This window comes from Pseudoalteromonas sp. PB2-1, assembly GCF_045040605.1.
Classification (GTDB): domain Bacteria; phylum Pseudomonadota; class Gammaproteobacteria; order Enterobacterales; family Alteromonadaceae; genus Pseudoalteromonas; species Pseudoalteromonas arabiensis.
On the sequence record NZ_CP090667.1, the window covers coordinates 611,631 to 624,221 of the forward strand.

At 42.2% G+C, this 12,591-nt stretch carries 8 protein-coding genes; all 8 read left to right on the top strand.

Features of this window, described 5'->3' with window-relative positions; translation table 11 throughout:
• The first annotated feature begins 200 nt into the window (after positions 1–200).
• Positions 201–950 (top strand): pyruvate dehydrogenase complex transcriptional repressor PdhR, encoded by a 750-nt coding sequence (gene pdhR, locus L0Z67_RS02905; RefSeq protein WP_062570071.1) that lies wholly within the window; start codon positions 201–203, stop codon positions 948–950.
• A gap of 84 nt (positions 951–1,034) precedes the next feature.
• Complete coding sequence (gene aceE, locus L0Z67_RS02910) at positions 1,035–3,701, top strand: pyruvate dehydrogenase (acetyl-transferring), homodimeric type (RefSeq protein WP_062570072.1); 2,667 nt, start codon at positions 1,035–1,037, stop codon at positions 3,699–3,701.
• Positions 3,702–3,710: 9 nt separating this feature from the next.
• Entirely contained in the window at positions 3,711–5,603 is a 1,893-nt protein-coding gene (gene aceF / locus L0Z67_RS02915) for a pyruvate dehydrogenase complex dihydrolipoyllysine-residue acetyltransferase (RefSeq protein WP_237114814.1), read from the top strand.
• Positions 5,604–5,790: 187 nt separating this feature from the next.
• Positions 5,791–7,215, top strand: a complete 1,425-nt coding sequence (gene lpdA / locus L0Z67_RS02920) for a dihydrolipoyl dehydrogenase (RefSeq protein ID WP_062570074.1) — start codon at positions 5,791–5,793, stop codon at positions 7,213–7,215.
• Between the two features lie 169 nt (positions 7,216–7,384).
• Complete coding sequence (locus L0Z67_RS02925; protein ID WP_276529641.1) at positions 7,385–8,029, top strand: tRNA-uridine aminocarboxypropyltransferase; 645 nt, start codon at positions 7,385–7,387, stop codon at positions 8,027–8,029.
• A gap of 787 nt (positions 8,030–8,816) precedes the next feature.
• A complete protein-coding gene (locus tag L0Z67_RS02930) occupies positions 8,817–9,821 on the top strand; it encodes a Fe(3+) ABC transporter substrate-binding protein (RefSeq protein WP_193988328.1) in 1,005 nt (334 codons plus the stop codon).
• Positions 9,822–9,892: 71 nt separating this feature from the next.
• On the top strand, positions 9,893–11,527 hold the full coding sequence (locus L0Z67_RS02935) for an iron ABC transporter permease (RefSeq protein WP_237114815.1): 1,635 nt from the start codon (positions 9,893–9,895) through the stop codon (positions 11,525–11,527).
• Positions 11,524–12,567 carry an ABC transporter ATP-binding protein gene (locus tag L0Z67_RS02940; RefSeq protein ID WP_237114816.1) on the top strand — a complete coding sequence of 348 codons (1,044 nt, stop codon included), beginning with the start codon at positions 11,524–11,526 and terminating at the stop codon, positions 12,565–12,567. The genes L0Z67_RS02935 and L0Z67_RS02940 overlap by 4 nt, the downstream gene beginning before the upstream one ends.
• Positions 12,568–12,591: the final 24 nt, after the last annotated feature.

A 12,591-nucleotide genomic window follows, 5' to 3' on the forward strand; every position in this document is an offset into this window, starting at 1 on the left:
CTTTATTCCATACTGTTTAATCTTTAGGCTAATTAAGTTAGGGTATAACTAGTCGCTAAGGGTGTGAAATTGACAGAAATACGGCTTTTTGATAACGTATGCATCAAATTTGGTATGACCAATTTACCTTTTGGTCAAGATGCAAGGCTAAACACCCTGTATTTAGTGGGCTTAGCATTAAACAATGCGGACGTTGATAAATGTCTTTAAAAATTAAAGCTGCAAAATTATCTGATGTAATTTTACAACAACTTGAGAATATGATTCTTGAGGGGTCGTTAGCACCGGGCGAAAAGTTGCCTCCTGAACGTGAGTTAGCAAAACAGTTTGAAGTGTCGCGTCCCTCTTTGCGCGAAGCGATTCAAAAGCTAGAGGCGAAGGGGTTGGTAACGCGCCGTCAGGGTGGTGGGACATTTGTAAAAAATCAGCTTGAAGAAGGGCTTACTGATCCACTCTTTGATTTGATTAGTAAACATCCCGAGTCACAATTTGATTTACTTGAATTTCGTCATGCACTAGAGGGGATTGCTGCTTACTATGCGGCTATGCGCGGTACGACGAATGATTTCAAAAAAGTAAAACAGAGTTTTGACAATATTGCGCTTGTGAATGATGACATTGTACAAAAAGCGAAAGCAATTAATGCTTTTCATTTTAGTGTCGCTGAAGCATCACACAATGTTGTATTACTGCATTTAGTACGCGGTATGCAGGCATTGCTTGAACAAAATGTATTACAAAATTTAACTGTATTGTTAAAAAAACCACATATTAGTCAAAAGCTTGCTGAGCACAGACAGTTTTTGATGGATGCGGTTATAGAAGGAAACCCAGAGCAAGCACGTCTTGCTAGTAATGCTCACTTAGCCTTTATCGAAGAAGCCTTACTTGAGGCTGGCAAAGAGCATTCGCGGATTGAACGTAGTTTAAGACGCACCAAACAACATTAAGCAAGTGATTAGCTAAGTTTAGTTAACTACTTAATTTAAGATTTATTAAAATAATTAGTATTTTAAACATAAGGAAACCTCCATATGTCTGAAGTCAATAAAATTGACGTAGACGCGCTAGAAACACAAGAGTGGTTACAAGCCCTTGAATCTGTTGTGCGTGAAGAAGGTGTAGAACGTGCTCAATTTTTACTTGAGCAAGTGTTAGAGCAAGCCCGTTTAGACGGTGTTGATATGCCTACTGGCACAACCACTAACTACGTTAATACCATTCCGGTAGATCAAGAACCTGCTTACCCAGGTGACGTAAACATTGAACGTCGTATTCGTTCAATCATCCGTTGGAATGCGATCATGATCGTATTACGTGCGTCGAAAAAAGATCTAGACTTAGGCGGCCATATGGCGTCTTACCAGTCTTCTGCTGCATTCTATGAAGTATGTTTTAACCACTTCTTTAAAGCACCAAACGATGTTGATGGCGGTGACTTAGTTTATTATCAAGGCCACATTTCTCCTGGTATTTATGCCCGTGCATTTGTTGAAGGTCGTTTAACGGCTGAGCAGCTTGACAACTTCCGTCAAGAAGTGGATGGTAAAGGTCTTCCTTCATACCCACACCCTAAATTAATGCCTGAATTCTGGCAGTTCCCTACGGTATCAATGGGTCTTGGTCCAATTGCATCTATCTACCAAGCGCGTTTCTTAAAATACCTCGATGGTCGTGGCTTAAAAGACACTAAAAACCAACGTGTGTACGCTTTCTTAGGCGACGGTGAGATGGATGAGCCAGAATCACGTGGTGCAATCTCATTCGCTGCCCGTGAGAAGCTAGATAACCTATGTTACCTAATCAACTGTAACTTACAGCGTTTAGACGGCCCAGTAATGGGTAATGGTAAGATCATTCAAGAGCTTGAAGGCCTATTCAAAGGCGCAGGTTGGAACGTAATTAAAGTTGTATGGGGTAGTGGTTGGGATATCCTACTTGCTAAAGATACAACAGGTAAATTACTACAATTAATGAACGAAACCATTGACGGTGATTACCAAACATATAAAGCGAAAGACGGTGCATACGTTCGTGAACACTTCTTCGGTCGTTACCCAGAAACAGCTGCGCTTGTTGCTGATATGACTGATGAAGAGATTTTCGCACTTAAGCGTGGTGGTCATGAGCCATCAAAACTTTACGCTGCATTCAAAAAAGCGGAAGAAACCAAAGACCGTCCAACGGTTATCCTTGCTAAAACTGTAAAAGGTTACGGCATGGGTGAAGCGGCTGAAGGTAAAAACATCGCGCACCAAGTTAAGAAAATGGATATGACCCATGTTGAGCACCTACGTGCACGTTTAGGTCTACAAGACTTAGTGTCTGATGAAGAAATTAAAGATTTACCATATCTAACACTTGAAGAAGGCTCTGAAGAGTACAAGTACCTACATGCGCGTCGTGAAGCGCTACAAGGTTACACACCTAAGCGTATTGCTAAGTTTTCTGAAACGTTAACATTGCCAGAAGTTGACGCGTTCAAGCCACTACTTGAAGAGCAAAAACGTGACATCTCTACAACAATGGGCTTTGTACGTGCACTTAACGTGTTACTAAAAGACAAAGGCATTGGTAAAAACATCGTTCCTATCATTGCTGATGAAGCGCGTACGTTTGGTATGGAAGGTTTATTCCGTCAAATCGGTATTTATAACCCGCATGGCCAAAACTATACGCCGCAAGACCGTGACATCGTTTCTTACTATAAAGAAGCAACATCAGGTCAGGTACTACAAGAAGGTATCAACGAATTAGGTGCAATGTCATCATGGGTTGCTGCTGCAACATCATACAGCACTAACGATTTACCAATGATCCCATTCTACATCTACTACTCAATGTTTGGTTTCCAACGTGTAGGTGATATGGCGTGGATGGCTGGTGACCAACAAGCACGTGGTTTCTTACTTGGTGCTACGGCAGGTCGTACTACACTAAACGGTGAAGGTTTACAGCACGAAGATGGTCACAGCCACATTCTTGCTAACACGGTTCCTAACTGTATTTCTTATGACCCGACATTCGCATACGAAGTTGCGGTCATCATGCAAGACGGTATTCGTCGCATGTACGGCGAAGACCAAGAAAACGTGTTCTACTACCTAACGCTAATGAACGAAAACTACCATCAACCAGCAATGCCTGAAGGCGCTGAAGAAGGTATTCGTAAAGGTATCTACAAACTTGAAACGGTAGCTGGTGATAAAGCAAAAGTGCAGTTACTGGGTTCAGGTACTATCATGATTGAAGTGCGTAAAGCAGCACAGATCCTGAGCGAAGAGTATGGCATTGGTTCTGATGTATTCTCTGTAACCTCATTCAATGAGCTAACACGTGACGGTCAAGACGCTGAGCGTTTCAACATGCTTAACCCAGAAGCAGAGCAAAAAACTGCTTACATCACCAATGTATTAGGTGACTCTGTGACTGTTGCAGCAACAGACTACATGAAGAACTATGCTGAGCAAGTTCGTTCATTTGTACCAAGCAGCAACTATAAAGTATTGGGTACAGATGGCTACGGTCGTTCTGATAGCCGTGAAAACCTACGTCGTCACTTTGAAGTTAATGCGGGCTATGTTGTGGTTGCAACATTATCTGAGCTTGCTAAACGTGGTGAAGTTGAAAAGTCAGTGGTTGTTGAAGCAATCAAGAAATTCGACATCGACACAAACAAAGTAAACCCGCTATACGCATAAGAGGTTCCAATGAGTATTGAAATTAATGTACCAGATATCGGTGGCGATGAAGTTGAAGTAACCGAAATCCTTGTTAGCGTTGGCGATAAGGTTGAGGTTGATCAATCGTTATTAACGGTTGAAGGCGACAAAGCATCAATGGAAGTACCTGCTGCACAAGCAGGTACGGTTAAAGAAATTAAAGTTGCTGAAGGTGACACGGTGACAACCGGTTCACTTATCATGATCTTCGAAGGTGAAGAGCAAGCTTCTGCATCTTCTGACACAAAAGAAGAAGCTAAAGCAGAGCCTGCTAAGCAATCTTCAGGTTCAGCGTCACAAGAAGTGACTGTGCCAGATATCGGCGATGATGAAGTTGAAGTAACTGAAATCATGGTTGCGGTAGGTGACACGGTTGAAGAAGAGCAATCTTTACTGAGCGTTGAAGGCGATAAAGCATCAATGGAAGTACCAGCACCATTTGCAGGTACTGTTAAAGAGATCAAAATCGCCACTGGCGATAAAGTGAAAACTGGCTCTTTAATCTTCGTTTTTGAAACTGCATCAAGTGGCTCTGACGCCCCTGCTGCTGAGTCTGCACCAGCAGAAAAAGCGCCAGCTGAAACCGCATCAAGCACTAAAGAAGTGAATGTGCCTGATATCGGCGGTGATGAAGTTGAAGTTACCGAAGTGATGGTTGCTGTTGGCGATAAGGTTGAAGAAGATCAATCAATCTTAAACGTTGAAGGCGATAAAGCATCAATGGAAGTACCTGCGCCATTTGCTGGCACAGTTAAAGAAATCAAAGTAGCAGCGGGCGATAAAGTATCAACTGGCTCACTTATCTTTGTATTTGAAGTCGCTGGCAGTGCTAAAGCAGCGCCAGAAGCTAAAAAAGAGTCAGCACCTGCACCAGCGGCAAAAGCTGAATCTGCACCTGCTGCAAAACCAGCTGCGGCTAAAGCAAGCAAAGAAGAGTTTGCGGATAACAAAGCGTATGCACATGCATCGCCTGTTGTACGTCGTTTAGCGCGTGAGTTTGGTATTAACCTAGCAAACGTAAAAGGCACAGGTCGTAAAAACCGTGTTGTCAAAGAAGACGTGCAAAACTATGTGAAAGAGCTAGTTAAGCAAGTTGAATCAGGTAATGCTGGCAAAGGCAATGCTGGTGGCGGTGAGTTAGGTCTTATCCCTTGGCCGAAAGTTGATTTTGCTAAATTTGGTGAAATCGAAGAGAAGAAACTTTCTCGTATTCAAAAACTTTCAGGTGCTAACTTACACCGTAACTGGGTACAAATCCCGCACGTTACACAGTTTGATGAAGCGGATATCACAAGCTTAGAGGCATTCCGTAAAGAGCAAAACGCCCTTGCTGAGAAGAAAAAGCTAGGTGTTAAAATCACGCCACTGGTATTTGTGATGAAAGCGGCGGCTAAAGCACTTGCTGAATTCCCAACGTTTAACTCTTCACTGTCTGAAGATGGCGAAAGCTTAATCTTGAAGAAGTACATCAATATCGGTGTTGCCGTTGATACGCCAAACGGTCTAGTTGTTCCGGTATTTAAAGATGTTGATAAGAAAGGCATCATTGAACTTTCTCGTGAGTTAATGGAGGTGTCGGCTAAAGCACGTGATGGCAAGCTAACGTCATCTGATATGCAAGGCGGTTGTTTCACAATTTCAAGCCTTGGTGGTATCGGTGGTACAGCATTTACACCTATCGTGAATGCACCTGAGGTCGCAATTTTAGGTGTCTCTAAATCAGAGATGAAGCCTAAGTGGAATGGCAAAGAATTTGAGCCTAAGTTAATGGTTCCATTATCAATGTCATACGACCATAGGGTAATTGACGGTGCCTTAGCAGCACGCTTTACTGTGACGCTAGCAAGCTACATGAGCGATATCCGTCAATTAGTGATGTAATCGTCTCGTAAATTATAAGAATCAAATCCCAGCAAGTTGTTTTTTGCTGGGATTTTTACCATTGGCAATGATACAATCTTTGCTATAGAACAATCTTGGTATAGATATCTGCTCTCCCTTTCTGCCTTGCAGAAACATGGCAGTTAAACTTAGGGCAGTGTCCCGTTCAAACATTTAAGGTAATAGCATGAGCAACGAATTAAAAACTCAAGTTGTTGTACTAGGCGGTGGTCCTGGTGGTTATTCTGCGGCTTTCCGCGCTGCTGACTTGGGCTTAGAAGTTACATTGGTAGAATCTCGCAACACATTAGGTGGTGTTTGTCTTAATGTGGGTTGTATTCCTTCAAAAGCACTTTTACACGTAGCTAAAGTGATTGATGACGCGGCAGAAATGTCATCTCACGGCGTTACTTTTGGTAAGCCTGAAATCGACCTAGATAAAATCCGTGATTGGAAAGAGTCTGTAATTGGTCAGTTAACTGGCGGCCTAGACGGCATGGCTAAAATGCGTAAAGTGAAAGTAGTAAGTGGCTACGGTAAGTTCACTGGTAGCAACACACTTGCTGTTGAAGGTGAAGACGGTACAACAACTATCACATTCGATAATGCTATTATTGCAGCGGGTTCTCAGCCTGTTAACTTACCTTTCATCCCTGAAGATGACCGTGTAATCGATTCAACTGGCGCGCTTGAGCTTAAAGATGTACCTGAGAAACTACTTGTTTTAGGTGGTGGTATCATCGGTCTTGAGATGGGTACTGTATACCGTGCACTAGGTTCTGAAATCGACGTTGTTGAGTTTGCTGATCAATTAGTTCCAGCAGCTGATAAAGACGTTATCAAGATTTACCAGAAATACGTTAAGAACAAGTTTAACGTAATGCTATCTACTAAAGTAACTGGCGTTGAAGCAAAAGACGACGGTTTATATGTAACATTTGAAGGTAAAAATGCTCCGGCTGAACCTGTACGTTACGATAAAGTACTTGTTGCTGTTGGCCGTACGCCGAACGGTAAACTACTTGATGCTGACAAAGCAGGTGTTAATGTTGATGAGCGTGGCTTCATCAATGTTGATAAGCAGCTTAAAACAAACGTTGATCACATCTTCGCTATCGGTGACATCGTTGGTCAACCAATGCTTGCGCACAAAGCGGTTCACGAAGCTCACGTTGCTGCTGAAGTTATTTCTGGTCAGAAACACTTCTTCGATCCTAAGTGCATTCCTTCAATCGCATACACAGATCCAGAAATCGCATGGGTTGGTGTAACTGAGAAAGAAGCGAAAGAGCAAGGCTTAAGCATCGAAACAGCTGTATTCCCTTGGGCAGCATCTGGTCGTGCTATCGCTTCAGCACGTACCGAAGGTCAAACTAAGCTAATCTTCGATAAAGACTCAGGTCGTGTTATCGGTGGTGCTATGGTTGGTATCAACGCAGGTGAAATGCTAGGTGAAATCGGCTTAGCAGTTGAAATGGGCGCAGACGGTGAAGACCTAGCGTTAACTATTCACGCTCACCCAACGTTAAATGAATCAATCGGTCTAGCTGCTGAAATCTTCGAAGGTTCAATCACTGACCTTCCAAACAAAAAAGCCGTTAAAAAGAAGTAAGTTCTTTTGACTAATAGCTTTAAAAACCCAGCTTTGACTGGGTTTTTGTTTTTTAATCGCTGATTTCTATTCCCCTTATTTTTAGCTACAATACGCGCCGTTCAACTTTCTGGTAAATGCAGTGGCTACAATCTCAAATAACTCCGTTTTAGAACTTCGCGCAAAACAAATGGCTGAGTCGCGTCGTGAATTTAAAGCTCGTGGCGCAAAGCTAACACGGTGTGAGCGCTGTCTGCTTGCTGAGCATTATTGTATTTGTGAAGGTGTTGAACAGGCCGAGTGTAATGCGGCAGTCTGCTTACTTATGTATCACAATGAGAGTTTTAAGCCGTCAAATACTGGCCGTTTAATTGCTGAAATCGTGCCAGATAATCATGCCTTTAAATGGGATAGAACCACCCCCGATGAAGCCTTACTGAGCTTGTTGGCAGACTCACAATATCAGCCTATGGTTATTTTTCCTGCCAGTGATGTAGATGATGAAGAGCGCGTGATCACCGAAGTAACCCCTGTGGATGGCAAGCGCCCATTGTTTATCTTCTTAGATGGTACTTGGCGCGAAGCAAAAAAAATGATCCGTAAAAGTCCTTATTTAGATAATTTGCCCGTGCTTTCGATTACCCCTGAGAAGCTTTCTGATTATCGACTGCGTGTTGCCCCACATGAACATCAGCTTGGTACAGCAGAGGTTGCTATTATGGTGCTTGCGCTTGCAGGTGAAGTGGATGCTACGCAAAAGCTAGAAGATCATTTTATTAAGTTCAGAGATGCGTATTTACTTGGTAAGCGAAATAAGGGACGCCCAGAGCAATAACTCTTTACTAAATTTTAGGCAAAAGAAAAGCGCGTACTATCGCTAGTCGCGCTTGCGGAATCTTCTTAATTTTTTGCATCCTGCAATTGAACCTAATCAACTCCATAAACTTCGCCAATCCATGCCATTGCACTTTACTTATTGGTTCTGTGCAATTTAAGGCAATCCAGCCTTGCTTCCTTTTTAGTCCTTTACATCCTTGCTGGTAAATTCTTTACCTGTCCTTTACGCGTCATCCTAACGCTATCCTTTTATTAGCAACTCAGTTGCGATGCCCTTACAGCCTGTCCTTTGTTCCACTTTTTAACGTCCTGTATAACAACATCCTGTTGTTATGCCTTTCCACATCATCCTGATGCTGTCCGTAGGTTGTCATTCCATTGCGTTACTCTTCCTGAGCCTGTCCTTGTTTCCTTTATTTCCTTATGAACCTAAATCCTCGGTTTTATGAGTAATGTATTTTCTTCCGTTTACTCATTAAGCGTCTTGCTTAGTTGATGTAAGTAATTATAGAGAGTTAGCCAAGCCTTGGTAGGTTAAAATCATGCATAAATAGAGCGTTATTTTATTGCAATAAATATAAATTCCTTTATTTTCAAATGGTTGCTTTTTTATTTGCAGTGTTAACCTGTGTTTTTTACTCAATAACTGTCATGCAGGTGAGATATGTCTTACAGGTAAATTCCTAAATAGCGATAGGCATAACTTGATTGTGAGTAAAACAGGTGTAATTTCGCTTCAGTCTAGGTAAAATACTTGAGAATCGTTATTATTTAGGTGCTATAAAATGAGAAAGAAAGCCTTAGTATTATTAACAGCTTTGTTAAGCACACCTGTGTTTGCAGCTGATGTTGTAAATATATATTCGTTTCGTCAGCCTTTTTTGATTAAACCTATTTTAGATGATTTTACTAAGCAAACAGGGATCAAAACGAATGTCGTGTTTGCGAAAAAAGGACTCATCGAGCGTGTGAAACGTGAGGGAAAGCATAGCAAGGCTGATCTTGTGCTCACTTCAAATTTTAGTGCGCTTATTCAGTTAGAAGATCTTAACTTAACCCAAAAGATTCAAAGCGATGTTGTCAGTGCTAATGTGCCAAGTACATTTCGCGATAGTGATGGACAATGGGTTGCGCTTACAAAGCGTGTTCGTAATGTTTATTCATCTAAAGAACGTGTTGGGGCATTACCTGAGCTAACTTATGAAGACCTTGCTGATCCTAAATACAAAGGTAAGCTATGCACACGTTCGGGTAAACATCCCTATAATTTAGGTTTAGTGGCCTCTATGATTGCTCATCATGGAGAGGCAGGAGCAAAGCAGTGGCTGGAAGGTGTAAAGGCGAATCTTGCTCGTAAGCCTCAGGGTAATGACCGTGCTCAAGTAAAAGCTGTAAAAGAAGGTTTGTGTGACATCGCTTTAGGTAACAGTTACTACTTTGGCAAAATGATGCAAGATGAACAGCAAAAATCATGGGCAGAAGCCGTTCATATTAACTTTCCTAACCAAACTAATCGTGGCTCACATATTAATGTATCGGGTGTGGTAATGACGAAATACGCCAAAAACCCTGAAAATGCCTTGAAACTGATTGAGTATATGACCGACAATAAGGCACAAAATATGTATGCCTCAGTCAATATGGAATACCCAGTAAAAAATGGGGTTGAATTATCTGAGATGGTTGCATCATGGGGTGAGTTTAAAGAAGATAGCCTTCCACTTGATGAAATTAGTAAATATCGTCCAGCGGCACTGAAGCTAATTGATGAAGTGAAGTTTGATTTATAACGAGGATATTCCTCGTATTTTATAAAAGCTGTTTTTTAACAGCTTTTATTTTATCTGGTATTAATCCACTTATGCATGTGAAGTTTTCGCTGTCGCGTTGGCAGCTTTTAGCTTGGCTAATTGGCCTGCTGCTTGTTACACCTTTAGGTTTTTTGTTATTTGAATCTCTACAAGGGGATTCGGATGTATTTCAGCACCTTTTCGATACGGTGCTGTGGGATTATACCCGTAATACGTTATTGCTCATTTTAGGAGTGGGGCTTTTAAGTTGTGTTATTGCGTTGCCGCTAGCTTGGTTAACGGCTTATTGTGACTTTCCTGGGCGAAAACAGTTTGAGTGGGCGTTAATGCTGCCCTTAGCAATGCCCACCTATTTAATTGCTTATGTTTACACTGACCTACTTGATTATGCGGGACCTGTGCAAATAGCCTTAAGAGAGTGGTTTGGTTGGCAATCACCGGATGACTACTGGTTTTTTGATATTCGCACTTTAACTGGGGCGATCGTGATGATTGCGTTGGTGCTTTATCCTTATTTATTTCTGATTTTCAAAACGGCACTTCGAGAGCAGTCGTTTAAATTAGTACAAGCAAGTCAGCTTATGGGGCTTTCGCCAATACAAAGCTTTTTAAGGGTGAGCTTACCGCTTGGACGCGGTGCGATTGTCGCGGGTATTACCTTGATCAGTATGGAAGCGATGGCCGACTTTGCTACAGTTAACTACTTTGCCGTGAGCACACTCACGACCGCTGTTTACGATACGTGGCTTGGTTATTACTCTTTAACCGCTGCAGCGAAAATTTCGGGTATTATGCTGCTCATTTTATTTTTAACTATCATGGTTGAGCGCTTTAGCCGTCGCAATCAAGCCGTGTATGAGCGCCAATCTAGTGTTAATAGCGCAACACTTTATCGCTTAAAAGGCGGTACTGCATGGGCTGCAAGCTTAGCTTGCACAGTCGTACTGGTACTGGCTTTTATCTTGCCGGTTGGAGTGTTAGTTAAATACGCCGTTGTGTATGCCGATGAAGCATGGAATGGAGCATTTTTTAGTTACGCTTGGCAAAGTTTTAAAGTAGCGATTGTGGTGAGCCTAGTAACCATTTTACTGAGCTTACTGGTCTTGTTTTATCAGCGGATTGCTAAACACGCTTACCCTTTGATCCCAGGCCGTTTAGCAAGTACTGGCTATGCTCTGCCTGGAACCGTGCTAGCCATCGCGGTATTGTTGCCTCTAACTCAATTAGATGATGCATTAAATAACTGGCTTGAGCCTTTTGGCTTATCGCCTGGGTTACTTTTGAGTGGCACTTTATTTGCGATGATATTTGCTTATGTTGTGCGGTTTTATGCGATTGCGCATGGGGCACTTGAAAGCAGCTTCTTACGTATAAGCCCGTCGTTAGATATGGCAAGCCAATCAATGGGGAAGGGGCCATTGCAAACTTTGCGTAAAGTTCATTTACCCTTGTTAAAACGCGGCATTCTTACCGCAGGTTTGTTAGTCTTTATTGAATGCATGAAAGAGCTGCCCGCCGCATTATTATTAAGGCCATTTAACTTTGAAACACTGGCAACCCATGTGTTTCAGTATGTTAGTGATGAGCAGTTGGAGCTTGCCTCAATTTCAGCGTTATTGATTGTTTTAGTGGGGCTTATTCCTTTGTATTTCGTTAATCGTTCGATGGAGCAACATCACTCATGAGCCATTTAGTAATTAAAGACTTAGCTTATCAGTACAATGGCACTAAGGTTTTGAGTGGGTTAAGCCTCAATGTGAAGCAAGACGAAATAGTGTGTTTATTAGGGGCCAGTGGCTGTGGCAAAACCACAACCCTAAAAGCAATCGCGGGAATTTTGCAGCCTGAGCAAGGCTACATGAGTATCGATTCTAATATTGTGAACGATAATGGGGTTTTTGTTGCACCCCAAAAGCGCAATATCGGCATGATGTTTCAAGATTATGCGTTATTTCCTCATCTTACAGTGAGTGACAATATTGCGTTTGGTCTCAACACGATGAGTAAAGAGCAAAAACGTCAGCGAGTGAACGAGATGCTCACTTTAGTTAAGCTTGATGGTTGTGCCAAGCGATATCCTCACCAGCTCTCAGGTGGCCAACAGCAACGAGTCGCGATTGCCCGTGCACTTGCTTATAAACCAAGTTTGTTACTTCTTGATGAGCCATTTTCAAATATTGATACCCAAGTAAGGTTTGAGCTAATTGCCGATATTCGTCGGATTATCAAAGCGCAAAAAGTTTCTGCGGTATTTGTTACCCATTCAAAAGAAGAGGCGTTTGCCTTTGCTGATACACTTGCTGTTATGCATGGTGGAAAAATAGCCCAACAAGGCTCTGCTGAGCAGTTATTTAGCCAACCTAACTCAAAGGTGGTTGCAGAGTTTCTTGGTACGGGCATATACTTAACGGCAAAAGCATTAACCGCAACTGAATATGAGACGGTGTTCGGGGTTGTATCGTCAACCAATGCAGGTAACCATGATTGCGTACAAGGTCAAATTTATGTGCGCCCTCATCATATCCAGTTGTGTAAAGCAGAAAATGGCGATGCTCAAGGCTTAACTATTTTGCAAAGACGTTTTATCGGCACGCGTTATGTGTACCGTATTAATATTGCAGGGCAGGAGCTCGAAGTGGCCGCAGAGCAAGACCACGTTTTCTCGGTCGAACAGCCAGTAAAAATAAAAATAATGCCGCACACGGTCAATTTTTTTCGAGATTAAACATGATGTGAAATCCTAAATTGT

What these genes read in the sequence shown, in the direction of transcription:
- L0Z67_RS02925 (WP_276529641.1), top strand. Translation starts at nt 7,385, where the DNA reads ATGGCTGAGTCGCGTCGTGAATTTAAAGCTCGTGGCGCAAAGCTAACA.
- aceF (WP_237114814.1), top strand. Translation starts at nt 3,711, where the DNA reads ATGAGTATTGAAATTAATGTACCAGATATCGGTGGCGATGAAGTTGAA.
- L0Z67_RS02940 (WP_237114816.1), top strand. Translation starts at nt 11,524, where the DNA reads ATGAGCCATTTAGTAATTAAAGACTTAGCTTATCAGTACAATGGCACT.
- pdhR (WP_062570071.1), top strand. Translation starts at nt 201, where the DNA reads ATGTCTTTAAAAATTAAAGCTGCAAAATTATCTGATGTAATTTTACAA.
- L0Z67_RS02935 (WP_237114815.1), top strand. Translation starts at nt 9,893, where the DNA reads ATGCATGTGAAGTTTTCGCTGTCGCGTTGGCAGCTTTTAGCTTGGCTA.
- aceE (WP_062570072.1), top strand. Translation starts at nt 1,035, where the DNA reads ATGTCTGAAGTCAATAAAATTGACGTAGACGCGCTAGAAACACAAGAG.
- lpdA (WP_062570074.1), top strand. Translation starts at nt 5,791, where the DNA reads ATGAGCAACGAATTAAAAACTCAAGTTGTTGTACTAGGCGGTGGTCCT.
- L0Z67_RS02930 (WP_193988328.1), top strand. Translation starts at nt 8,817, where the DNA reads ATGAGAAAGAAAGCCTTAGTATTATTAACAGCTTTGTTAAGCACACCT.